Annotated in this window: 18 protein-coding genes and 1 tRNA gene; 9 read left to right on the top strand and 10 right to left on the bottom strand. The window is 63.6% G+C overall.

The genetic code is table 11. The features are described from left to right. Positions 1–100: 100 nt before the first annotated feature. From rho to argS, 6 genes are all read right to left on the bottom strand, one after another. Entirely contained in the window at positions 101–2,209 is a 2,109-nt protein-coding gene (rho, locus tag ACIQC5_RS03725) for a transcription termination factor Rho (protein ID WP_400278492.1), read from the bottom strand. Positions 2,210–2,518: 309 nt separating this feature from the next. Further along, positions 2,519–3,493: a homoserine kinase gene (gene thrB / locus ACIQC5_RS03720; protein ID WP_400278491.1), complete on the bottom strand. Its 975-nt coding sequence runs from the start codon at positions 3,491–3,493 to the stop codon at positions 2,519–2,521. 2 nt (positions 3,494–3,495) lie between these two features. Further along, complete coding sequence (gene thrC, locus ACIQC5_RS03715) at positions 3,496–4,599, bottom strand: threonine synthase (protein WP_400278489.1); 1,104 nt, start codon at positions 4,597–4,599, stop codon at positions 3,496–3,498. After that, positions 4,600–5,916 carry a homoserine dehydrogenase gene (locus ACIQC5_RS03710; protein WP_400278488.1) on the bottom strand — a complete coding sequence of 439 codons (1,317 nt, stop codon included), beginning with the start codon at positions 5,914–5,916 and terminating at the stop codon, positions 4,600–4,602. Next, a complete protein-coding gene (lysA, locus tag ACIQC5_RS03705) occupies positions 5,909–7,372 on the bottom strand; it encodes a diaminopimelate decarboxylase (RefSeq protein ID WP_400278486.1) in 1,464 nt (487 codons plus the stop codon). The genes ACIQC5_RS03710 and lysA overlap by 8 nt, the downstream gene beginning before the upstream one ends. 4 nt (positions 7,373–7,376) lie before the next feature. Beyond that, the gene (gene argS, locus ACIQC5_RS03700) at positions 7,377–9,041 is read right to left on the bottom strand and encodes an arginine--tRNA ligase (protein WP_400278485.1); all 1,665 of its coding nucleotides are present in this window, start codon (positions 9,039–9,041) and stop codon (positions 7,377–7,379) included. A 220-nt stretch (positions 9,042–9,261) separates the two neighbouring features. Here argS and ACIQC5_RS03695 point away from each other — a divergent pair, with 220 nt between their 5' ends. From ACIQC5_RS03695 to ACIQC5_RS03670, 6 genes are all read left to right on the top strand, one after another. Next, on the top strand, positions 9,262–9,750 hold the full coding sequence (locus ACIQC5_RS03695) for a hypothetical protein (protein ID WP_400278483.1): 489 nt from the start codon (positions 9,262–9,264) through the stop codon (positions 9,748–9,750). 4 nt (positions 9,751–9,754) lie between these two features. Continuing rightward, positions 9,755–10,627 carry an FAD:protein FMN transferase gene (locus tag ACIQC5_RS03690; protein ID WP_400278481.1) on the top strand — a complete coding sequence of 291 codons (873 nt, stop codon included), beginning with the start codon at positions 9,755–9,757 and terminating at the stop codon, positions 10,625–10,627. Continuing rightward, a complete protein-coding gene (locus ACIQC5_RS03685) occupies positions 10,624–12,129 on the top strand; it encodes an FAD-dependent oxidoreductase (RefSeq protein ID WP_400278480.1) in 1,506 nt (501 codons plus the stop codon). Before ACIQC5_RS03690 ends, ACIQC5_RS03685 begins: the two co-directional genes overlap by 4 nt. A 94-nt stretch (positions 12,130–12,223) precedes the next feature. Then, positions 12,224–12,296, top strand: a tRNA-Arg gene (locus tag ACIQC5_RS03680). Positions 12,297–12,504: 208 nt separating this feature from the next. Further along, entirely contained in the window at positions 12,505–13,521 is a 1,017-nt protein-coding gene (locus ACIQC5_RS03675) for a M4 family metallopeptidase (RefSeq protein WP_400278697.1), read from the top strand. Positions 13,522–13,595: 74 nt separating this feature from the next. After that, the gene (locus ACIQC5_RS03670) at positions 13,596–13,898 is read left to right on the top strand and encodes a protealysin inhibitor emfourin (protein WP_400278479.1); all 303 of its coding nucleotides are present in this window, start codon (positions 13,596–13,598) and stop codon (positions 13,896–13,898) included. A gap of 24 nt (positions 13,899–13,922) precedes the next feature. Here ACIQC5_RS03670 and ACIQC5_RS03665 read toward each other — a convergent pair whose 3' ends face one another. Further along, positions 13,923–14,891, bottom strand: a complete 969-nt coding sequence (locus ACIQC5_RS03665; RefSeq protein ID WP_400278478.1) for a helix-turn-helix domain-containing protein — start codon at positions 14,889–14,891, stop codon at positions 13,923–13,925. An 81-nt stretch (positions 14,892–14,972) separates the two neighbouring features. Between ACIQC5_RS03665 and ACIQC5_RS03660 the strand changes: the two genes are divergently transcribed. The 3 genes from ACIQC5_RS03660 to hrpA all read left to right on the top strand — a co-directional run bounded on the left by ACIQC5_RS03660 (position 14,973) and on the right by hrpA (position 20,269). After that, positions 14,973–15,143, top strand: coding sequence for a hypothetical protein (locus tag ACIQC5_RS03660; protein WP_400278477.1), 171 nt, complete (start codon positions 14,973–14,975; stop codon positions 15,141–15,143). A gap of 148 nt (positions 15,144–15,291) precedes the next feature. Beyond that, entirely contained in the window at positions 15,292–16,287 is a 996-nt protein-coding gene (locus ACIQC5_RS03655) for a helix-turn-helix transcriptional regulator (protein ID WP_400278476.1), read from the top strand. 13 nt (positions 16,288–16,300) lie between these two features. After that, complete coding sequence (gene hrpA / locus ACIQC5_RS03650) at positions 16,301–20,269, top strand: ATP-dependent RNA helicase HrpA (RefSeq protein WP_400278475.1); 3,969 nt, start codon at positions 16,301–16,303, stop codon at positions 20,267–20,269. Positions 20,270–20,325: 56 nt separating this feature from the next. Here hrpA and ACIQC5_RS03645 read toward each other — a convergent pair whose 3' ends face one another. Genes ACIQC5_RS03645 through ACIQC5_RS03635 form a run of 3 tightly spaced genes read right to left on the bottom strand, consistent with a single transcriptional unit; the run spans position 20,326 to position 22,816 of the window. Continuing rightward, a complete protein-coding gene (locus ACIQC5_RS03645) occupies positions 20,326–20,754 on the bottom strand; it encodes an HIT family protein (protein WP_400278473.1) in 429 nt (142 codons plus the stop codon). Further along, positions 20,751–21,899 (bottom strand): NAD(P)-dependent alcohol dehydrogenase, encoded by a 1,149-nt coding sequence (locus ACIQC5_RS03640; protein WP_400278471.1) that lies wholly within the window; start codon positions 21,897–21,899, stop codon positions 20,751–20,753. Before ACIQC5_RS03640 ends, ACIQC5_RS03645 begins: the two co-directional genes overlap by 4 nt. Continuing rightward, the gene (locus ACIQC5_RS03635; protein ID WP_400278469.1) at positions 21,896–22,816 is read right to left on the bottom strand and encodes a sulfurtransferase; all 921 of its coding nucleotides are present in this window, start codon (positions 22,814–22,816) and stop codon (positions 21,896–21,898) included. The genes ACIQC5_RS03640 and ACIQC5_RS03635 overlap by 4 nt, the downstream gene beginning before the upstream one ends. Positions 22,817–22,864: the final 48 nt, after the last annotated feature.

Here is a 22,864-nt window from a genome sequence, read left to right as displayed (position 1 = left end):
GGGCCTTTCGTAACGTTGCTGCTGACGTACGCAGTACGTCAGCAGCAACGCGAAGGGGCGGGGCCGGCAAAATTGCTTGACGGCCCCACCCCACGTAACGCTATTTGTCGTTGTCCGACTTCGCTCCAAGCGTCGTCTTCTGAACCTGCATGAGGAACTCGACGTTGCTCTGCGTCTCCCGGATCTTGTTGGTCAGCAGCTCAAGGCTCTGCTGCTGCTCCAGACCGGAGAGGACCCGGCGCAGCTTCCACATGATCTTGACTTCCTCAGCCGAGAGCAGGTTTTCTTCGCGACGGGTACCGGAGGCGTTGACGTCAACAGCCGGGAAGATGCGCTTATCTGCCAACTGGCGGGACAAGCGGAGCTCCATGTTGCCGGTGCCCTTGAACTCTTCGAAGATGACCTCGTCCATCTTGGAACCGGTCTCGACGAGCGCGGTTGCCAGAATGGTCAGCGAGCCGCCGTTTTCGATGTTGCGAGCTGCACCGAAGAAGCGCTTCGGCGGGTACAGCGCTGCGGAGTCAACACCACCGGACAGGATTCGGCCGGAAGCCGGTGCTGCCAGGTTGTACGCGCGGCCCAATCGGGTCATGGAGTCCAGCAGGACCACCACGTCCATGCCCATCTCCACAAGACGCTTGGCGCGCTCGATGGAGAGTTCAGCAACGGTGGTGTGATCGTCGGCGGGACGGTCGAAGGTGGAGGCAATGACCTCACCCTTGACGGTGCGCTGCATGTCCGTGACTTCTTCCGGACGTTCGTCAACCAGCACCATCATGAGGTGGACCTCAGGGTTGTTGGTGGTGATTGCGTTCGCAATGGACTGCAGGATGAGCGTCTTTCCGGCCTTGGGCGGGGAGACGATCAGGCCACGCTGGCCCTTGCCAATCGGGGCCACGAGGTCGATGACACGCGGTCCGATCTTCTTGGGATCCGTTTCGAGGCGCAGACGTTCGGACGGGTAGAGCGGGACGAGCTTGGCGAACTCGACGCGGTCCTTCAGTTCTTCAGGCGTCTTGCCGTTGACCGAAGTGACACGGACAAGTGCGTTGAACTTCTGGCGTGAGGACTGCTGGTTACGGTCTTCACCATCACGCGGGGCGCGGATGGCACCGACTACGGCGTCGCCCTTGCGCAGGTTGTACTTCTTGACCTGGGCCAAGGAGACGTAGACATCGTTCGCGCCGGGGAGGTATCCCGAGGTGCGGATGAAGGCGTAGTTCTCCAGGACGTCCAGAATGCCGGCCACGGGCAGCAGGACGTCGTCTTCGGTAACCTCGACGTCGTCGACATCCGGTCCCTGGGCACGGCCGCGACGGCGTTCGTTCCGGTCGCGGAATCGGTCGCTGCGGGTGTTTCCGTCACGGCTGTCCTGACCCCCGCGGCGGTCATTGGGCTCGTTGCGGTCACGACGGTTGCGTCGATTGCGGCGGTTGCCGGTCTCTTCGACGTCGATGGTGTCTTCACGGCGACCGCGGGTGTTGTCGCGGCGCTCACGCTGGGCCGGCTCAGCGGACTCGCCGGCCTGCTCGCGCTGCTCAGAACGCTGTTCGCGCGGTTCGCGCTGCTCACGGGGCTCGCGCTGTTCACGCGGTTCGCGCTGTTCACGGGGTTCCCGCTCCGTGCGCGGCTCTGCTGCGGGTGCCTCGGCGGTTTCGACCGGGGCTGCGGCAGCTTCGCCGCGGCGACGGTTGCGGGTGCGGGGCTGGCGGCGCTCAGCAGCAGCGTCACCGGCCTCCGGTGCGGCAGCAGCGGGTACCTCAACAGCGGCAGCAGCCGGAGCTTCGGTGGCCTCGGCAGCGGGAGCTGCCACGACGCCGTCGCTCGTTGCCCGGCGGCTGCGACCACGGCCACGGCCGCGGGGAGCTTCCTGGACGGGCGCTTCGGCAGACCCGGCCGCAGGGGCGCTGGTCTCGGTGGCCTTGGCCTCGGCTGCAGGAGCTTCCTTAGCCGGGGCTGCGGCCTTTGCCGTCGCCTTGGCCGGAGCCTTCACAGTGCTCGTCCCCGCGCGGTGGGCGGAAATGGCCGTGACCAAATCCCCCTTACGCATACGGGACCCCCCGGAGATGCCCAGCTGGCTCGCGAGAGCCTGAAGCTGGGCGAGCTTAAGGCCTGCAAGGCCGCTGCTCTTGGTGGTTGCGGCCGTTGACGACTCGGCAGCAGAAGATGTGGTGTCCACAGCTGAAGCCAGCTCAGTGGTTTCTGTCACGAAGGATCCTTCCCCCTCGACGGCGTCCAGAGCAAGAGCTGGACGCGATGATTTGTTCTGGGCTGCAGTTCAGATCTGCAGCCGGTGATGTCGGCCTTGCCGGACGGATTTGTGGCCAGCAAGGCCGGATACTGATCGTCTTCACTGATTCCAGTTACCCGGACAGCCGACTAAGAGTTCAGGAAACAGAGAGAGTTCTGCGGCACCTGAGACAGGCCGGAAGGAGACGGCACCATCAGGGCGTTGGCACAGTTGACGAAAGGAACGGCGAAATCACCGAAATCCAAAATCAGGGAACTGCCCGCGGCTTTACCGGCGGTGCACTTCCACTCTAGCACCTTCAACGTCCACAGCCAGCGTCATCACACGCCAGCCGACATCGGGTGTGTTGGCCGCAGTGAACGCCTCGATGAGTTCAGCAATCCTGGCGGCCTCGCCGCTGCCGTTGGCCAGAACCATGACGGTGGGCCCGGCCCCAGAGACAACAGCCGCATGACCGGCAGAACGGAGGGCCGCTATGAGGTCCGCGCTCGGGCGCATGGCCTGGGCACGGTAGCTCTGGTGCAGGTAATCCTCGGTACCAGGCAGCAGGAACTCCGGCTGCGTGGTGAGGGCGTGGATCAGCAGCGCCGCACGCCCGGAGTTCATTGCGGCAGCGTGGTGACCGATCGACGCCGGAAGGAGTCCGCGCGCCGTTTCTGTAGAGAGCTCATAGTCCGGCACGGCAACTACAGGAATAACTGACGGCGCGACGTCCGCGCGCGTGCTGCTGTACTGCTCGCTGTCCTGCCATGACAGCGCCAGTCCGCCGAAAATGGCGGGGGCGACGTTGTCTGGGTGGCCTTCCATCTCACTGGTCAGCTGCAGGATCCAGTCGCGGTCCTGCCGTGCTTCCTCGGGAACCAGTGCGTTGGCTGCGGTCACTGCTGCCACGACGGCCGAAGCGGAGGAACCCAACCCGCGGCCGTGCGGATTGACGTTGTCTGCCGTGATGCGCAGGCCCGCACGCTGGTAGCCCAAACGGTCGAGTGCAAGATCAATGGCGCGAACCACAAGGTGGCTCGCGTCGCGGGGAAGGGTATCCGCGCCCTCACCGGAGAGCTCGAACTCGAGCTCTCCGGTGGTCAGCGTTTCGACCGTCAAGGTGTCGTAAATGGACAGGGCCAGGCCAAGGCTGTCGTAGCCGGGACCCAGATTGGCACTCGTACCGGGGACCTTGACGGTCAGCCGCTGGCCTGCCGCGACAAGTGCACGATCGGTCGCGGTGGGCTGCGATGATTCCACTCTTACTTTTCTTCCAGTCCCAGTTCGGCGGCAACGGTGACGACGTCGTTCGGCACCTTGACGGGCTGGACGTCGCTGCCGTCCTCGGTGCGAAGGGCCCACTGCGGATCCTTGAGGCCGTGGCCGGTAACGGTGATGACGATGGTCTTGCCGGACGGAACCTCGCCTGCGGCGTGCTTCTTGATCAAGCCTGCGACGCCGGCGGCCGAACCGGGTTCGACGAAGACACCTTCCTTGGCGGACAGCCACCGGTGGGCTGCCAGGATTTCATCGTCAGTGACGGCTTCAATCAGGCCTCCCGACTCGTCACGGGCTGCCACTGCGGTGTCCCAGGATGCGGGGTTGCCGATGCGGATGGCCGTGGCGATCGTGTCGGGTTCGGTGATCGGGTGTCCGGCAACGAACGGTGCCGCGCCGGCTGCCTGGAAGCCCCACATGATGGGGGTCTTCGTGGAAACGGCCGGAAGGGTGCCGTTCGCGGTCTCGAAGGGCGCGGAGTACTCCTTGTAGCCCTTCCAGTAGGCGCTGATGTTGCCGGCATTGCCGACGGGGAGCACGTGGATGTCCGGGGCGTCGCCGAGGGAGTCTACGATCTCGAAGGCGCCGGTCTTCTGGCCCTGGATGCGGGCCGGGTTGACCGAGTTCACCAGGAACACAGGGTAGGACTCGCCGAGCTTCCGGGCGATGTCCAGGCAGTTGTCGAAGTTGCCGTCCACCTGCAACAAGGTGGCACCGTGCGCGATGGCCTGGCTCAGCTTGCCCATGGAAATCTTGCCCTCGGGAACCAGCACGGCGCACTTGAGTCCGGCAGCAGTGGCGTACGCGGCGGCAGACGCGGACGTGTTGCCGGTGGAAGCACAGACCACTGCCTTGGCGCCGGCTTCAACAGCGGCTGTCATGGCCATGGTCATGCCACGGTCTTTGAACGAACCCGTGGGGTTCATGCCTTCAACCTTGAGGTACACCTGCGAGCCGGTCAGCTCGGAAAGCTTCTGGGCGTGAACGAGGGGCGTGCCGCCCTCGCCGAGGGTGATGACCTTCGTGGCTTCCGTTACGGGCAAACGATCAGCGTATTCGCGGATTACTCCGCGCCATTGGTGAGCCACTTAGACCCCTTCTACCCGCAGTACGGATGTCACAGAATTGATGACGTCCAGGCTCTTGACGGCCTCGACGGTTGCTGCGAGTGCAGCTTCGGATGCACGGTGCGTCACGATCTTCAGCTCGGCCGACTCAACGTTCGACGCAGAGTCACGGTGGATCGTCTGACGCATGATTTCGATCGAGACGCCGTTCTCCGCAAAAATGTGCGCGATACGCGCCAGCACGCCTGCCTGGTCAGCGACGTCCAAGCCGATGTAATAGCTCGTAGTAGAAGCGTCGATGTTAAGCGCCGGGACGTGGCCGGTGGTGGTTTCCGTGCGGCCAGGGCCACCCAGGACCAAGCGACGCGCAGCGGAGACGAGGTCGCCCAGCACCGCAGATGCGGTTGGAGTTCCGCCTGCGCCCTGGCCGTAGAACATCAGCTCGCCGGCGTTTTCGGCCTCAATGAACACAGCGTTGAATGCGCCGCGGACAGCAGCCAGCGGGTGTTCCCGCGGAAGGAGCGTCGGGTGGACGCGCACGGAAATTCCGCTGCCATTGTCCGATGAGTCGATCTTCTCGGCGATCGCCAGCAGCTTGATGACAAAGCCGGCTTCCTTGGCCGACGCGATGTCCGCAGCGCTGACCTTGGTGATGCCTTCGCAGTAGACGTCGTCCAGGGAGAAACGTGTGTGGAAGGACAGTGACGCAAGGATGGCTGCCTTCGCGGCAGCGTCATGACCTTCGACGTCGGCCGTGGGGTCTGCTTCGGCGTAGCCAAGACGCTGGGCTTCTGCCAGGGCATCGGCGAACTGGGCACCCGTGCTGTCCATCTGGTCAAGGATGAAGTTGGTGGTGCCGTTGACGATGCCCAGCACGCGCGTGATGCGGTCGCCGGAGAGGCTGTCGCGGATGGGGCGCAGGATGGGGATGGCGCCGGCCACTGCGGCTTCGTAAGACAGCTGGACGCCGGCCTTGTCTGCCTCTTCGTAGAGTGTGGGACCGTCCTGGGCAAGCAGTGCCTTGTTGCCGGTGACAACGCAGGCGCCGTTCTGGATGGCGGTCAGGATCAGTGAACGGGCAGGCTCGATTCCACCCATGAGTTCGATCACCAGGTCCGCGTCCTTGACGAGCGTTTCGGCGTCGGTGGTGAACAGCTCGCGCGGCAGTTCAACGTCGCGCGGAGAGTCGAGGTTGCGCACGGCGATGCCGGACAACTCCAGACGGGCGCCGCTGCGCGCAGCGAGTGCCTCGGCGTCGTCAATCAGAATCCGCGCGACCTGGGCCCCAACGTTGCCACAGCCCAGCAGGGCCACCTTCAGGGTTCGCACTTCAGACATTCGCCACTCCCATGTCGCGGTTCAAGAGATCTTCTTCGGTTTCCCCGCGGACAATCAGCCTGGCGGCTCCGTCGCGCACAGCGACAACGCCAGGCCGGGCCAGGTAGTTGTAGTTGCTGGAAAGGGCCCAGCAGTAGGCGCCGGTACCCGGTACTGCGAGCAAATCACCGGCTGCCACATCCGCGGGCAGATATACATCTCTAACAACTATGTCGCCGCTCTCGCAATGTTTGCCCACTACGCGGGACAGCTGCGGAGCTGCTTCCGAGTCGCGCGAGGCCAAAATTGCCGAATAATCCGCGTCGTACAGCACCGGGCGGGCGTTGTCGCTCATTCCACCGTCCACTGACACATAGCGGCGCGGATACGTAACGTTCCCGGGACCGTCCTCGCCCGCCGGAGCGTCAACGCGAACCGTTTTCAGCGTTCCGACCTCGTACAGCGTGAACGTGGTGCTGCCGACAATGGCGCGTCCCGGCTCGATCGAAATGCGCGGTGACTCGATGCCGAGTTCGGAGCATTTTGAGCGGACGACGGCGGCCATCGCCTGCGCAATCTCGGCCGCGGGACGAGGGGTGTCCACCGGCGTGTAAGCGATGCCGTAGCCACCGCCAAGGTCCAGCTCCGGCAGGACGATGGAGTACTTGGACTGCATGGCAGCCAGGAAACCAAGGAGTTTCTCTGCAGCGACTGCGAAGCCGTCCGGTTCGAAGATCTGCGAACCGATGTGGCAGTGCAAGCCCAGGAGTTCCACGCTGGGGTAGGACGTCGCTGCGGCTACGGCTTCTTCTGCCGCGGACAGGCCTGCCTCCTCCGTGGAGTCGTCCGCCATGGAAAGGCCAAACTTCTGGTCCTCGTGTGCCGTGGCGATGAACTCGTGGGTGTGTGCGTGGACGCCAGGGGTCAAGCGCAGCATGACCTTTGCCGTTTCCCCCCGGCCGGAGGCGATCTTCGCCACGCGCTCAAGCTCGTCAAGGCTGTCTACAACAATCCGGCCGAGCTTCATGTCCAGAGCACGGTTGATCTCGGCGTCGGACTTGTTGTTGCCGTGCAGGCCAAGGTTGGCGCCGTCTATTCCTGCACGTGCAGCGACGGCGAGTTCGCCGCCGGAGCATGTGTCCAAGCGAAGGCCTTCCTCTGCCACCCAGGCTGCCACCGCGGTGCACAGGAAGGACTTACCTGCGTAGTAGACGTCCACACCCCCGCAAATATCGGCGAAGGCAGCATCGAAGGCGTCCTTGAACGCGCGCGCCCGGGCCCTGAAGTCCGATTCGCTCATCACGAACAGCGGCGTGCCGAACCGGGCTTTGAGCTCACTGACGGGAATCCCGTCGATGGTGACCTCACCGGCGTCGTTCTTCTCAACCCCGGCCGCCCACATGGGCGACTGAAGGACGCTAAGGTCTTCGGGAACAGCCAGCCACTCTGGAGCGAGTGGGGAAGCGTGTGTGTTCATTGCCCTACATCCGTTCCGGCGCCGAGACGCCCAGCAGTTCGAGTCCATTGGCGAGGACCTGGCTTGTGGCGTCGTTCAGCCACAGGCGCGTGCGGTTGACGTCCTGAACGGGATCGTCGCCCTGGGGCGAGACCCTGCAGGCGTCGTACCAGCGGTGGTAGGCGCCGGCGATGACCTCGAGGTGGCGTGCCACGCGGTGCGGCTCGCGCAGTTCGGCAGCCTTGGCCACGATCGAGGGGTAGCTGCCCAGGTAGGAAAGCAGCTCATTTTCGGTGGCGTGGTCCAGCAGCGAGGCGTCGAAAGCGTCCTCGCCATTAACCTGGCGGTCCACCCCGGCATCTGCCGCGTTACGTGCCGTGCCGCGGGAACGGGCGTGGGCGTACTGGACATAGAACACAGGGTTCTCGTTGCTGTTCTTCTTCAGCAGTTCCGGATCCAGCGTCAGCGGCGAGTCGGCCGGGAAGCGCGCCAGCGAATAACGGACCGCGTCCTTGCCGAGCCAGGAAATGAGGTCCTTGAGCTCGATGATGTTGCCCGCACGCTTGGACAGCTTGGCACCATTGACGGACACAAGCTGGCCAATCAGGACCTCGATGTTCACTTCTGGATCGTCGCCCGCGCACGCAGCAATGGCCTTGAGGCGGTTGATATAGCCGTGGTGGTCTGCGCCAAGGAGGTAGATTTTCTCGGTGAAGCCGCGGTCCTTCTTGGACAGGTAATAGGCGGCATCCGCGGCGAAGTAGGTAGGTTCGCCGTTGGCACGGATCATGACACGGTCTTTATCGTCGCCGAAGTCGGTGGTGCGCAACCACACAGCACCGCCGTCGTCGAACACGTGGCCTTGCTCGCGGAGGCGGGCCACGGCCGCTTCGATCGCGCCGGCGTCGTGAAGTTCCTTCTCGGAAAAGTAGACGTCGAATTCAACGCCAAACTCGGCGAGTGTCGTCTTGATGTCGGCCATCTGGGCCTCGTAGGCGGCTGCCCGAATGACGGGAAGCGCAGCTTCATCAGTCAGTTCACGAATGCCCGGGTGCGCCTTGAGGACTTCGTCGCCCAATTCCACGATGTACTCGCCGGGGTAGCCACCCTCCGGTACGCCGCGGCCGTGGAGCCGGGACAGCACCGAGTTGGCGAAGACGTTCATCTGCGAGCCGGCGTCGTTGATGTAGTACTCCGCTGTGACATCGGCGCCGGATGCACGAAGGACACGCGCGATCGCGTCACCCAAGGCAGCCCAGCGGGTGTGGCCGATGTGCAGCGGGCCGGTGGGGTTCGCAGACACAAACTCCATGTTGACCACACGGCCTGCGAGCGCCTGGTTGGTCCCATACGTGGCACCTGCCTCAACGATGACCTTCGCGAGGGCGCCGGCGGTGGCAGCATCGACGGTGATGTTAAGGAAGCCGGGGCCTGCAATCTCCACGCCGGTGACCCCGCTGATCCCCTTGAGTCGATCACTCAGGATTCCGGCGAATTCCCGCGGATTTGTCCCGGCCTGCTTGGCCAGCTGCAGGGCGATGTTGGTGGCCCAGTCTCCATGCTCCCGGTTCTTGGGTCGCTCCACTCGCACCTCGTCGGGCACGGCGGATTCCGTCAAGGCGATTTCGCCGGCGGAGACGGCATCCTTAAGGCAGGTGGATATGGCAGCAGAGAGTTCTTCGGGAGTCACGCATCTAGCCTACCGGGGGCCTGCAAAGTCGCGGAATTGGTGGCCCCGTATGTGGATAATGTGGACACAGCCGGCACACAGAAATGACTGTCTTGAGCCACAGGCTGAACCATTACGCTGAATTCAACGTTGTGAAGACGTAAGAGGTGGCCTCGGCGGTCATCCATTGACCGAATTACATCCGTTGACGAAATCTTGTCCAGTTGAAACGAGCAGAACCATGACTACGCCACTCCGCAAGAGCCTCTACGTCGGCATCGCCGGCCTCTCCCTCGTTGGGGCGGTGACCGGCTGCGCGCCCTCCACGCAATCACCGTCAACGCAGTCGACGCCTGCTGCAGAGAACGGCGGCCAGGCCAGCACCAGCAGCCCCTCGTCGTCTGCCACCAGCGGTTCCACCACGGGGACCTCGACCACCTACAAGGACGGTACCTACAGCGCGGACGGAACATACACCTCCCCCAACGGCCAGGAAACCGTAGGTGTGGAGATCACGCTCGCCGGGGACAAGGTGTCCGCAGTGAACATCACTACGCACCCTTCCAACCCGAACACCAAGAAGTTCCAAGGGGAGTTCGCCAGCGGCATTTCGGCGCAGATCGTGGGCAAAGACATTGATGAACTCAATGTCTCCAAGGTGGCTGGCTCGTCGCTGACCAGCGGCGGCTTCAACGAGGCCGTGGAACAGATCAAGTCCCAGGCGAAGTAGCGTCATGCCGCATCCGGGCTGGAACAACTTCAGTTTCGAAGGGATCGGCACGAAGTGGGAAATTTCGACGCCGGACGGTCTTGCCGTCTCCGTGCAGCAGCGGTTGCTTGAAACCGTGGAGGAATATGACCTGACGTATTCGCGGTTCAGGCCGGATTCGTTGGTCTCCGGCCTGTCCCACGGGCCTGGAAGCGTTGTCCTGCCTGAGCATGCAGCCGAACTTCACGATGTCTACGCCACCCTTTACCGGTTGAGCCACGGGGCGGTGACACCGCTGATCGGCAGCAGCCTTGAACGGCTGGGCTACGATGCCGGCTACACCCTCCGGCCTTCCGGGACCGCGTTGGCCCCGCCCCGGTGGGAAGACGTCCTTGGGTGGTCCGGGTCAAGACTGACCGCCAAGGAAGCTTTGGTCTTTGACATCGGCGCTGCCGGAAAGGGACAGCTCGTGGACCTGCTGGGCGGAGTCCTCCGTTCAGCAGGTCACATGGATTTCTTGGTGGATGGCAGCGGGGACATGTTGCACGCGGGGAACCATCCGGTCACGGTCGCGTTGGAGCACCCCTACAACCGCCGGCAGGCTATCGGAACCGTAGAGCTGGACAATTCCGCTCTCTGCGCTTCCGCCGCCAACCGGCGCAGTTGGGGTGACGGACTGCACCACGTCCTTGACGGGACCACCGGCAAACCGATCCAGACAACAGTTGCCACCTGGACCATGGCCGGGAGCGCCCTTGTGGCTGATGCTTTGGCCACTGCACTCTTCATGGTGGAACCTGCCGGGCTGGAGGACGAGTTCGAATTTTCCTGGCTGCGCGTGTCTTCGACCGGTGCTGCCACGTTTTCGACCGGTTTCGAGGGGAGACTGTTCACATGAACGCCGTGAAGTCGCGATTGGACACTTGGCTGGGCCGCTTCACCATGTACCGGCTAATCCTGTGGGTGTTGGCCATCCTGGTGGTTTACAGCATGCTGCTCAACGTTCTGGGGTGGCTGACATTCGGGCTCCCGCAGATGCTGGTGCACCTGGCCCTTTGCCTCGGCGTGACCTACGTTACCAACCGACTGTTGGCGCTGCTCTTCCGGACAAAGCCCCATTCCGAGTCTTCCCTCATCAGCGGTTTGCTCCTCTATTTCCTGTTCTGGCCAACCTTCGCCTCCTTGGATATGGCAGGAGTTGCACTGGCCTGCTTCTTGGCGAGTGCATCCAAATACGCACTGGCCGTCCGCGGGCGGCACATCTTCAATCCGGCCGCCGCCGGCGCATTCATCACGGGCTTGACGGGCCTGAACATTGCCACGTGGTGGGCCGCCACCCCGGCCATGCTGTGGCTCTTGGTTCCTGGAGTATTTGTCGTCTTGTACAGGACCCGCAAGCTGCTGATGGCCTCCACTTTCCTTGTGGTGGCAGCCGGCATCGTTTGCGTCGAGCTTTTGAGCCGGGGCATGACGTTGGGGCAAGCCCTGTGGCAGCCCCTCGCGCAGCGGCCCTTGCTTTTCTTCGTGGGCTTCATGCTGTCCGAACCGCTCACGCTGCCCCCGCGGCGTTGGCAGCAGTTGGCCCTTGCCGCCGTCGTGGGTGTTGTCTTTGCTGTTCCCTACAACCTGGGCTTCGTCGCCAACTCACCGGAGCTTGCCCTGCTGCTCGGCAACGCGATCGCGTTCTTCCTTGGCCAGCGCGGCGCCGTTGAGCTGACATTCAAGGGGTCCCGGGCGCTTACACCGGGCAGCACTGAGTTCCGCTTCGAGCCAAAGCGTCCGGTCAGGTTCTCGGCCGGTCAATTCATGGAGCTGAACCTGCCGCACACCGGCTCCGACGGTAGGGGACGGCGCCGTGTCTTCAGCATCACCAGCGCGCCGGGCGCTCCCGAGGTGACGTTCGGCGTCGGCACTGCCGAGCCGGTGTCGACCGCTAAAAAATCGCTCCTCAATCTCCAGCCCGGCGACACGATCACCGGAACCGCCGTGGGCGGCGACTTTGTTTTACCGCACGACGCCGGCAAGCCGGTGCTGCTCATTGCCGCGGGTATCGGCGTCACACCTTTCCTCTCGCACCTGGGATCCGAATCCGTTTCGGGCCGCGACACCGTGCTGCTCTACCTTGCAGCCGGACGCGACGAACTTGCCTGCGTCGAGCAGCTTGAGGCGTCCGGAGCGAAGGTGATCGCCCGCCTGTCCGACGGTTCTGCTCCCCCGGCATTCATGCACGACGCCGGTACCGCCAGAATTGACGGCTCGTCGCTGAAGGAGCTCGTCCCCGACATCGGGGCCCGGGATGTGTACGTTTCCGGTTCACCTGTGAGCGTGGATTCGTTGCGCTCGGCTGCCCGCAGCGCAGGTGCCCGGCGCGTCCACGTTGATTCGTTCGCAGGGTACTGACCCGGGGTTTCGTCTTCAGAGCCCCGTTTTCATTTGCGGCGTAGTGGCTGCTAAGCTCTAGGACGTCCCACCGGCAACGGAGGGAACCCCGGATGCCCTCGTAGCTCAGGGGATAGAGCGTCTGCCTCCGGAGCAGAAGGCCGTAGGTTCGAATCCTATCGAGGGCACAGTGAACACCCCGCCAGTCCAACTGGCGGGGTGTTTTTTGCTTGTCGGCCGCTGCCGACTGATGCCACTCTCCCAGTTCGAGGCTTGCCGGGCCGGCACGCAAGAATTGTCAGAGCCCGCTCCTAAGCTGATTCCACGATCTGTCCTCGGACGTTGTCCGGAGCTACGAAGGGGTTTGCCGTGATTTGTTCGATCGTCCCGCCGTACATGCTGCGCAGGATCGCAGCGCAAAACGAACCACGGTTGTGGGCGGTTGCCCGCGCTGCCAAGGAGTCGCTCCTCCACATCAAGGACCTCCAAGCGGTCCGGGCGGCTCCTTCACCTGCCGCGCCACCACGGGCGATTGAGGCCAAGCCAGGGCCGCCCCAGCGCACTGTCTACGACGCCGATACGTCAGAAACCCTGCCTGGCCGGGTGGTCCGCAAAGAAGGCGCAGCACCCACCGGAGACGCCGCCACGGATGAAGCCTACGACGGCCTCGGCAGCACGCACCGCCTCTACGCGGAGGTCTTTGGCCGGGACTCCATCGACGCGGTCGGCCTTGCACTCGATGCAACGGTCCACTATGGCAATCTCTACGACAATGCCTTCTGGGACGGCAAGCAAATGGTGTTTGGCGATGGCGATGGCGAGATCTTCCAGCGGTTCACCAAGTCCGTGAGCGTTATCGGCCACGAACTGGCACATGGCGTCACCCAGTTCACCGCAGGGCTCGCCTACCGCAACCAAGCCGGAGCCTTGAACGAATCCATGTCGGACGTCTTCGGCGTACTCGTGGAGCAATACCTCAAGCAGGAGACCACGGAGCAGGCAAGCTGGCTGATCGGGGAAGGACTTTTCACGGACAAGGTACAGGGTGCCGCGCTGCGGTCAATGAAGGCGCCCGGTACTGCATACGACGACGACGTCCTCGGGAAAGATCCCCAACCCGATTCCATGGATACCTACGTGAGGACGAGTGCTGACAATGGCGGAGTACACATTAATTCGGGCATCCCCAACCGCGCGTTCTACCTCGTGGCCGCGGAACTCGGCGGCAATGCCTGGGGCGTCCCGGGTCAGATCTGGTACGAGACACTCACCAGCGGATCCCTCCCTGCCACGTGCACCTTCGGAAAGTTCGCGAAGACCACGGCCGCGGCCGCCGAGGAACTCTTCGGCCAAGGCTCGGTAGAGCATGACGCCGTCCTGAAGGCGTGGGAGACTGTGAAAGTCAAGGTTTAACCGGCTTCGGGACCGCCCGTCTTCGGGTGGTCCCGCCGGAAACCACCAGCAGGTCGAATGAGAAGCAGCCGGTCATGAAGATCACTGTCCAGCGCAGCGGGGGCGTCGCCGCAATGACCCTTGTTTGGAGCGTGGACGCCGTCTCGCCTGATGACAAGGAACGCTGGATGCCCATCGTGGAGGCGTGTCCTTGGGAAGAGGCAAAGGCCCAGGCCCGGACGCCCAACCAGCCGGACCGCTTCATGTACTCCATCAGGGCCGGCCAACGGCGGGCCACCCTGCCGGACAAGGCAGTGACCGGGCCGTGGCAGGAACTCGTGGAGTGCGCCAAAGCGGAAGGATCCGAGTCCCGCGGACGACTCGGCAGCCGCCGCTGACGCGCCGGACACAGCGCCCAGTGATCAGATAGCCTCCGCCAACTGCCCCCGGAACGCCCTGCGGTAACTCTGCGGACTGGTGTCCAGTACCTTGGCGAAGTGGTGCCGAAGCAGCACAGAGTGCCCGAAGCCGGCCTCCCGCGCGATTTCGTCGATGTTCAGCTCAGTGGATTCCAGCAGTTCCTGCGCCCGCAGGACCCGCTGGGAATTCAGCCACGCGGCCGGAGTGGTACCGGTCTCAGCCCTGAAGCGGCGCGCGAACGTCCTGGGCGACATGTGCAGGCGGGCAGCCAACTCATTGACGCTGTGCTCTTCATCCAAGTGCTCCACCATCCAACGGAGGAGTTCCTCCATGGGAGCCGAACCGCAGCGGGGCATGGGCCGATCGATGAACTGTGCTTGGCCGCCGTCGCGGTGAGGCGGCACCACCATGTCCCTGGCAATCGCGGCAGCGACGTTTGCGCCCAATTCCACCCTGACAAGGTGGAGGCACGCGTCGATGCCGGCTGCCGTACCGGCGCTCGTGATAATGGTGCCGTCCTGTACATACAGGACGTTCTCGTCCACGATGATGTCCGGATACCGGCTCGCCAGGTCTTGGGAGTAGTGCCAGTGCGTGGTGCAGCGGCGCCCGTTGAGCAATCCGGCCCGGGCCAGGGCGTACGCGCCGGAGCAGATGGACATGACCCACGCACCCCTCTCGTGGGCCGCACGAAGCGCCTCGAGAACGGCTTCGGGGACTACCTCATCCCGACCGAAAGGCGTCATGATCACGAGGTCGGCATCGACGGTGGCTTCCAGTCCGAGGCTCACATGCATGGAGAGTCCCGATTTCATCCGGACATCGCCCGGTTCCGGTGTACAGACCCTGAAGTCAAAAGCCGGAACCGAGCTGCCACGTTCGGATCTGTCGATGCCAAAAACCTCGAATGCCGTCCCGAACTCAAAGATCGAGAAGTTGGGTACAACGATCACTGCCACTGATTTCAACATATCTCTAGTGTGGCAGAAAATTGTCTATTTGGGTCGTTTCTGCCACTGTTTCTTGAGTCTTGCCAGGAGAAGGATGGAGTCATGGAAATCTTCGGAATCATCCTCTTCATCGTCCTAGTCACCGCCGTCTCCGCAACCGTTACCGCCCTCTTGAAGGACGGCCGCGGCCACAACCCTCCCATCAACTCAAAGGAACCCTGGAGCGCTTTCGACGCTCCGAGCACGCCGTACTGGAACCCGCGCATTTACTAGCCCGGCAACGTGCACTGTCCTTGTCCCATCACTAACAACCGCCTGACGCCCGCTGACCGGGGAGTTCATCAGTAACTCCAAGGCAGCGGGCGTCCTTTCGTGTCGCCACCCAGCTTGCCGGTCCGTGTGGTGGGCTAGATTCGAAGGCATGATCCAGACCTCCGCCAGGCTCCTCCAATTGCTCTCCCTTTTGCAGGTGCGTCGGGAATGGACAGGACCGGCCCTCGCAGACCGGATGGGCGTCACCGAGCGGACCGTCCGACGCGACGTGGATAAGCTGCGCAATTTGGGTTACCCCATCCATGCGTCTCCGGGGGTTGCTGGCGGCTACCAACTGGGCGCCGGCGCGCAACTCCCGCCTCTGCTCCTGGACGACAATGAGGCGTTGGCGGTCGCACTTGGACTCAACGGCGTGGCGGCGGGCCCGGTGGCCGGAATCGGCGAGGCTTCAGTTCGGGCATTGGCCAAGCTGGAGCAGGTTCTCCCTTCGCGTCTTCGCCCGAAATTCGCCATGCTCAAGGCCGCCGTGACCACGCTCCCCAGCAACGCCGCTTCTGTGGACCCACAGCAACTCACTGTGATCTCGGCAGCCATTTCAGACCGGCGGCAGATTTCCTTCGAATACATCAAGTCCGACGGCGACTCCGGGCGCCGCCTGGTGGAACCGTACCGACTGGTGGACACCGGCCGGCGCTGGTACCTGGTGGCGTGGGACGTGGACCGCGAGGCATGGCGGACGTTCCGCGCAGACCGGCTCGCGTCGCTACCCACGGAACGAAAAAAGTACTCGCCGCGGCCCCTGCCGGCAGAGGACCTGGCCCAGTATGTCCAGCAGTCCATCACGCGGTCCCCGTACCGGTTCGACGTCGTTGTGAGGTTCCATGCGCCTCTCGCTGACGTAGCCGCCGTCGTCAATCCCCAGTATGCGACGCTGAGCGCCGAAGGTCCGGCCGTGACTATCCTGCGGGCTGGTTGGGACAACCTGGCGGCCCCGGCAGCGCATCTGGCCTCCCTCGACCTGGAGTTCGAGATCCTGGAGCCCGCAGAATTCCGGGAGTTCGCACTTCACCTTTCCAGCAGGCTCCGAGCCGCCGCGACCGGCCCTGTGACGGGCGCAGCGGACGTCGGAGCCCCGCCACAGTAGACTGTCAGCAGCCATGACACTTCATATTTCCTATCCCGCAGAGCTGCCCGTATCCGAGCGCCGCGAGGACCTGATGGCGGCCATCGCCGCGAACCAAGTGACCATCATTGCCGGAGAAACGGGTTCCGGTAAGACCACTCAGATCCCCAAGATGTGCTTGGAACTCGGCCTTGGAGACAAAGGCCTGATCGGCCACACGCAGCCGCGTCGCCTCGCCGCGCGCACCGTCGCGGAACGCATCGCGTCCGAACTCGACGTCGAGATCGGCCAGGAAGTGGGCTTCCAGGTCCGCTTCACCGGAGAAGTCAGTGCGTCCACCAAGATCAAGCTGATGACCGATGGCATCCTGCTGGCGGAAATCCAGCGGGACAAACTGCTGCGCAAATACAGCACAATCATCATTGATGAGGCCCACGAGCGCAGCCTGAACATCGACTTCATTCTCGGCTACCTCAAGCGGATCCTGCACCAGCGTCCGGACCTGAAGATCATCATCACCTCGGCAACGATCGATCCCGAGCGCTTCGCCAAGCACTTCGGCAGTGAGGAGTCCCCCGCTCCGATTATTGAGGTATCGGGCCGCACGTACCCCGTGGAAATCCGCTACAGGCCGTTGTCACAGCCAGCCGGCGCCGACGAGGACAGCTCCGACGACGAGCTCGAAGAAGACCGGGATCCCCTGGACGCCGTATGCGATGCCGTGGATGAGCTGGCCAAGGAAGCGCCAGGAGACATCCTGGTGTTCTTCTCCGGTGAGCGGGAAATCCGGGATGCAGCAGAGGCCATCAACGGCCGCATCCAAACAAACCGACGACTCGCAGGGACTGAAGTCCTGCCCCTGTTCGCCCGGCTCAGCCTGCAGGAGCAGCACCGCGTCTTCAATCCTGGCGGAAAGCGCCGCATCATTCTGGCCACCAACGTGGCGGAGACCTCGCTGACGGTTCCCGGCATCAAGTACGTGATTGACACTGGAACCGCACGCATTTCCCGCTATTCGCACCGCACCAAGGTTCAACGCCTGCCCATCGAGCGGGTTTCGCAAGCGTCGGCCAACCAGCGTTCCGGCCGTTGCGGCCGCGTGTCAGAGGGCATCGCCATCCGCCTCTATTCAGAGGAGGACCTCGAGTCGCGTCCGCAGTTCACGGACCCGGAGATCCTGCGGACCAACCTCGCCGCCGTCATCCTGCAGATGACAGCGATGGGGGTTGCCCGCGGCCCCAAGGACGTGGAGAACTTCCCGTTTGTTGAGCCCCCGGACTCCCGCGCTATTAACGACGGCGTCACGCTGCTCCGCGAACTCGGCGCCTTGAGCGCACCTGCCCCGCAGAACGGTTCCCGCGGACCGGCGAGTCAGGGACGCGGCGGCGGGCTGACCGCCGTCGGACAAAAGCTGGCCCAACTGCCGGTGGACCCGAGACTGGGCCGCATGATCGTCGAAGCAGGAAAGCGTGGTTGCGTCCGCGAGGTCATGATCCTCGCAGCTGCCCTCACCATCCAGGATCCGCGGGAGCGGCCCACCGACAAGCAGCAGCTCGCCGCGGAAAAACATGCGCGGTTCCGGGACGAGAATTCGGATTTCACCGGCTACCTCAACCTCTGGAACTACATCCAGGAAAAACAGCGCGAGCTGTCCTCCACGCAGTTCCGCAAACTGTGCCGGACGGAATTCATCAACTACCTGCGCTTGCGGGAATGGCAGGACCTCTTCACCCAGCTGCGCCAGCTTGCCAAGCCACTGGGCATCACGCTGGACAACAAACGCGAGGCCGACCCCGTCGGGCTCCATGAGGGAATCCACATCAGCCTGCTGTCCGGGCTGCTGAGCCACATCGGTCTCCTTGACGAGCGCAAACGTGAATATGCAGGTGCTCGGGGCAGCCGCTTCGCGATCTTCCCGGGCTCTGCGCTTTTCAAGAAATCACCGGCCTTCGTCATGGCCGCCGAGTTGGTGGAAACCAGTCGTCTCTGGGCGCGGGTCGCGGCAAAATTCGATCCCCTATGGGCTGAGCAGGTTGCCCCGGACCTGGTAAAGCGCTCGTACAGTGAGCCCCACTGGTCCTCGCGTCAAGGCTCCGTCATGGCGCATGAGAAGGTCACGCTGTACGGCGTACCCATCATTCCCAACCGCCGCATCAATTACGGCCGTATAGACCCCGAGCTCTCCCGCGAACTGTTCATCCGCCATGCCTTGGTGGAGGGCGAGTGGAAGACGCACCACAAGTTCTTCCATCGAAACCGCGCCCTGCTCCAGGAAATCGAAGAACTGGAAACGCGCATGCGACGGCGCGACCTTCTGGTGGATGACCAAACTCTGTTCGAGTTCTATGACGCCCGGGTGGGCAAGGATGTAGTCTCCGAACGGCACTTCGACAAATGGTGGAAGGACGCCCGGCAAGCTGACGACACTCTCCTGGACTTCGACCAGTCCCTGCTCATGAGTGAGGATCCGGAGGCCCTGGACGATACCGCGTATCCACAGACGTGGATGCACAAGGGCTTCGAGCTGCCATTGAGTTATGAATTCCATCCCGTGGCTCCGGGCTCCCCGCCGAATCCGTCGGATGGTGTCACTGCCGAGGTGCCCGTCCTGTTCCTGAACCAGCTGGATGATGCACCCTTCCGGTGGCAGATTCCCGGCCAACGTACCGATCTGGTCACCGCCCTCATCAAGTCTCTGCCCAAACAGATCCGGAAGAACTTCGTCCCTGCTCCGGACGTCGCCCGCCAGGCAACCGCCGCGTTGGAGGCCGACTTCGACCCCGCCACGGACGAGCTTGAAGCCTCCTTGGAGCTGGTCCTGCGCCGGTTGCGCGGACACGTTATCCCGGCGGGATCGTGGAACTGGGAAGCCGTACCCGCCCACTTGCGCGTGAGCTTCAAGGTTGTCGACAGCCGGGGGAAGGTGCTTGACGAGGGCAAGGACCTTGCCGAACTGCAGGAAAGGCTGGCGCCCGCGACACGCCGCGCGATCGCTGAGTCGCTCGGCGCAACGCCTGCCACGACGGCCCGCGCCAAGGGCGGCAAAGGCACCAGCGCTCCTGCGGGAAGACACGGCCCGACGGCGGCCGGAACCTCTGCAGCGGCCCTGACCGGCCCGAAAGACGGAGTTGTCGCCGAACGAACCGGCATCACCGAATGGGACTTCGGCACCGTGGAGCGCCAGGTCACGCGGACCGTCAAGGGCCATTCCGTCACGGGATTCCCTGCCATTATTGACGAGGGCACAACGGTGGCACTCAGGGTCTTCCAAACGCGGCCCGAACAGGAAGCGGCCATGCGAGGTGGCGTGATCCGGCTGCTGGCCCTCAGGATTCCCGCCCCAGACCGGTATGTCCTGGAGCACTTGAGCAACACGGAGAAACTCACGTTCAGCCAGAACCCCCACGGCTCAGTCAGCGCCTTGATCGCCGATTGCGCCTTGGCGGCCATCGACAAGCTGACGCCCGAGGCCCTGCCGTGGGACAAAACCGGATTCGACGCGTTGTACGAAGTAGTCCGGGCGGAATTGATCGATACTGTCTTCACCGTGACGGCCGTCGTCGAACGTATTCTGGCCAGCACGCGGCGAATCCAGAAGCAGTTGAAGTCCAGCACCAGCCTGCCGCTCATCAGCGCCCTCAACGACATGAAGAGTCAGCTGGAACAACTGGTGTTCCCAGGTTTTGTGGCACAGACGGGTTACGCCCAGTTGAGCCAGCTGCCGCGATATTTGCAGGCAATCGAGAAGCGGCTGGAGAAGCTTCCGGGCAATGTGCAGCGCGACGGCCTGAACATGGCCATGGTGCAAGCTCTGGAGGACGACTACGACGACGCCGTGTCCGCCTTGCTCCCAGGCCGGCGGGCAGGCACTGAGTTAACCCGGGTGCGCTGGATGATCGAGGAATTTCGGGTGAGCTTGTTTGCCGTCGAGCTCGGCACCGCGTATTCAGTGTCCGAGAAACGCATTCGGACTGTGCTGAACCAGGCCCTGGCGCCGGCCTAGCGAAAAAGAAACCCGGCGGCGCTGATTCAGCACCGCCGGGTTAACTCGTGGGGCACTCAGTCCTCCGGGACAGCGTTCTCGTGGCCCGCGGCCCGCAGCGCGCCACGCAGCTTGACGGCAGTGGCGTCCATGATGGCCGGATCCGGGTTGTGGTCCACGTTGTGCACTTCAAAGTCAGCCATGGAGTAGGCCGGCCAGACGTGCACATGCAGGTGGTCCACCTCGAAGCCTTCCATGAGGACACCTACGCGCTTGGCGGCGAACAGCTCTTCCTGGACTTTGCCAATGCTCTGGGCCACATCCATGACCTTGGCAAGAAGTTCGGGGGCGGCGTGAGTCCAGGAATCAACTTCTTCGCGCGGTACCACCAGCGTGTGGCCCGGAGTAATCGGCGCGATGGTCAGGAAGGCGACCACATCCTCGTCCTTCCAGACAAAGCGGCCCGGGATCTCCCCGTTGATGATCTTGGTGAACAGCGTGCTCATGCGTCTGCCCTTTCCGACGGTTTCTGAAGTGTTGAAGTGTCCAGCACAAAACGGTACTTGACGTCGCCCGCAACCATGCGGTCGTAGGCTTCGTTCAGCTGGCCGGCATTCACGATTTCAATATCGCTGGCTACCCCGTGCTCCGCACAGAAGTCCAACATCTCCTGGGTTTCCTCGATGCCACCGATCAAGGAACCGGCGTAGGCAAGGCGGCGCCGGATCAGGAGCCCCGGGCTGACGGGAGGCATGTCCTCAGCCGGGAGTCCCAATTGGAACAGGGCACCATCGAGGCGGAGCGTACGGAAGTATGGGTTGAGGTCGTGCGGGGCAGCTACGGTGTCGATGATGACGTCGATGCTCCGGTTGGCTTCTTCCATGGCTTCGGGATCCTTCGAGAGGACCGCGTGGTCCGCTCCGAGGTCCCGCGCGGCGTCAAACTTGGCTTCGGAGGTGGTGAAGACGGTGACTTCCGCGCCCATGGCCTTGGCGATCTTGACCGCCATGTGCCCGAGACCGCCGAGCCCCACCACACCCACCGAGTCGCCCTCTTCGACGTCGAAGTACCGCAGGGGTGAGTAAGTGGTGATGCCTGCACACAGCAGCGGTGCCGCAGCTGCGGGATCGAGGGCTTCCGGAATCCGCAGGACAAATCGGCGATCCACCACAACCGACGTGGAGTAGCCCCCTTGCGTGATCGACCCACCGTTGCGGACGTCCGTGGCGCCGTAGGTGCCAACGTTGCCTCGCTCACAGTACTGTTCCAGGCCCTCCAGGCAGCTCGCGCATTCGCGGCAGGAGTCCACCATGCATCCGACTCCGACACGGTCGCCGGGGACGAAATCCTGCACTCCGGAACCCACCCGCGTGACCTTGCCGACGATTTCGTGGCCGGGAACCAAGGGGTAGGGCGGCAGCCGCCATTCGCCGCGCGTCGCATGGACGTCCGAGTGGCAGAGGCCGCAGAACTCGATGGCGATCTCCACGTCGTCTTCCTTCGGGGCCCGGCGCGCCACCGTCATGGGCAGCAATCCGCTCTCCGGCGACGTGGCTCCGTAGGCTGCGGCGAGCGTGCTGCCCTGGGACGCGGTGCGCTCAACGGGGATCGGTTTTGCAAGGGGCGGGGGCACAGGGCGTCCGGGTGTCATGTTCCGACGCTACTCCCGGCCGCCGCACTTGTGCCACTTGGGGCACTCGCCCCTGGTTCTTCCTCCCAGTGCTTGTGTTCGAACGGCTCGCTGCCTGCTGCCACTGGATTTTCGGCATGGTTGGACCACTGCGAAAACGAACCCGGGAACAGCGCTGCGCTGTGGCCGGCGATTTCCAACGCGGCGATCTGATGGGATGCGGTCACGCCGGAACCACAGTAAACAGCGACGTTGTCCCCGGCCTCCACCCCCAACTCCGCAAAGCGCCTGCGCAACTCGTCCGCCGACAGGAACGTACCTTCGGTGGCGAGGTTCCCGGTGGTCGGTGCGCTCACCGCGCCTGGGATGTGTCCGGCACGTGGGTCTATCGGTTCGATTTCACCCCGGTAGCGCTCCCCTGCCCGCGCATCCAGGAGGACACCGTCCTCATGCCAACGGGCCGCCTCCTTTTCCGTGATGACCGGCATGAGGCCGTCTCCTAAAGAGACATTTCCGACGGCGGCAGTCACCTCGCCTGCCTCCACGGCGTAACCCGCCGCGCGCCAGGCGGCCAGGCCGCCGTCGAGCAGGAAAACTGTCGAAAGGCCGGCATTGCGCAGCATCCACCAGACGCGGGCGGCGGCCATGCTGCCGCTGTTGTCGTACGCCACGACGGTGTCGCCGTCGTTGATGCCCCAACGCCTGGCGGATTCCTGGAAGGCCTCGGCAGATGGCAACGGGTGCCGCCCCAATCCAGGCTGTGCATGGTCTGCGAGCTCGGTGGGCAGATCAACGAACACAGCTCCAGGAAGATGCGCCGCCACATATTCGCTGTGCCCGTCCGTGCGTCCCAGAACCCACCTGACATCCAGGAGGACAGTGCGCTCCCCCGCGGTGAGCCGGTTCTGCAGTTCTGTTGCACCCATGATGGTGGCCATCGGTTCTCCTTCGTTACGCAGGCTTGGCGCGAGCTATCGACGCCCGGT

The sequence above is a fragment of the Paenarthrobacter sp. NPDC092416 genome (assembly GCF_044755025.1).
Lineage (GTDB): Bacteria > Actinomycetota > Actinomycetes > Actinomycetales > Micrococcaceae > Arthrobacter.
The sequence above is the reverse complement of the archived record's forward strand: the minus strand, read 5'-3'. Positions and strand labels throughout refer to the sequence as shown.

What these genes read in the sequence shown, in the direction of transcription:
- ACIQC5_RS03675 (WP_400278697.1), top strand. Translation starts at nt 12,505, where the DNA reads ATGCTGCGCAGGATCGCAGCGCAAAACGAACCACGGTTGTGGGCGGTT.
- ACIQC5_RS03655 (WP_400278476.1), top strand. Translation starts at nt 15,292, where the DNA reads ATGATCCAGACCTCCGCCAGGCTCCTCCAATTGCTCTCCCTTTTGCAG.
- ACIQC5_RS03660 (WP_400278477.1), top strand. Translation starts at nt 14,973, where the DNA reads ATGGAAATCTTCGGAATCATCCTCTTCATCGTCCTAGTCACCGCCGTC.
- lysA (WP_400278486.1), bottom strand. Translation starts at nt 7,372, where the DNA reads ATGAACACACACGCTTCCCCACTCGCTCCAGAGTGGCTGGCTGTTCCC.
- ACIQC5_RS03640 (WP_400278471.1), bottom strand. Translation starts at nt 21,899, where the DNA reads ATGACACCCGGACGCCCTGTGCCCCCGCCCCTTGCAAAACCGATCCCC.
- ACIQC5_RS03690 (WP_400278481.1), top strand. Translation starts at nt 9,755, where the DNA reads ATGCCGCATCCGGGCTGGAACAACTTCAGTTTCGAAGGGATCGGCACG.
- ACIQC5_RS03670 (WP_400278479.1), top strand. Translation starts at nt 13,596, where the DNA reads ATGAAGATCACTGTCCAGCGCAGCGGGGGCGTCGCCGCAATGACCCTT.
- ACIQC5_RS03665 (WP_400278478.1), bottom strand. Translation starts at nt 14,891, where the DNA reads ATGTTGAAATCAGTGGCAGTGATCGTTGTACCCAACTTCTCGATCTTT.
- ACIQC5_RS03685 (WP_400278480.1), top strand. Translation starts at nt 10,624, where the DNA reads ATGAACGCCGTGAAGTCGCGATTGGACACTTGGCTGGGCCGCTTCACC.
- hrpA (WP_400278475.1), top strand. Translation starts at nt 16,301, where the DNA reads ATGACACTTCATATTTCCTATCCCGCAGAGCTGCCCGTATCCGAGCGC.
- ACIQC5_RS03695 (WP_400278483.1), top strand. Translation starts at nt 9,262, where the DNA reads ATGACTACGCCACTCCGCAAGAGCCTCTACGTCGGCATCGCCGGCCTC.
- ACIQC5_RS03710 (WP_400278488.1), bottom strand. Translation starts at nt 5,916, where the DNA reads ATGTCTGAAGTGCGAACCCTGAAGGTGGCCCTGCTGGGCTGTGGCAAC.
- ACIQC5_RS03645 (WP_400278473.1), bottom strand. Translation starts at nt 20,754, where the DNA reads ATGAGCACGCTGTTCACCAAGATCATCAACGGGGAGATCCCGGGCCGC.
- ACIQC5_RS03635 (WP_400278469.1), bottom strand. Translation starts at nt 22,816, where the DNA reads ATGGCCACCATCATGGGTGCAACAGAACTGCAGAACCGGCTCACCGCG.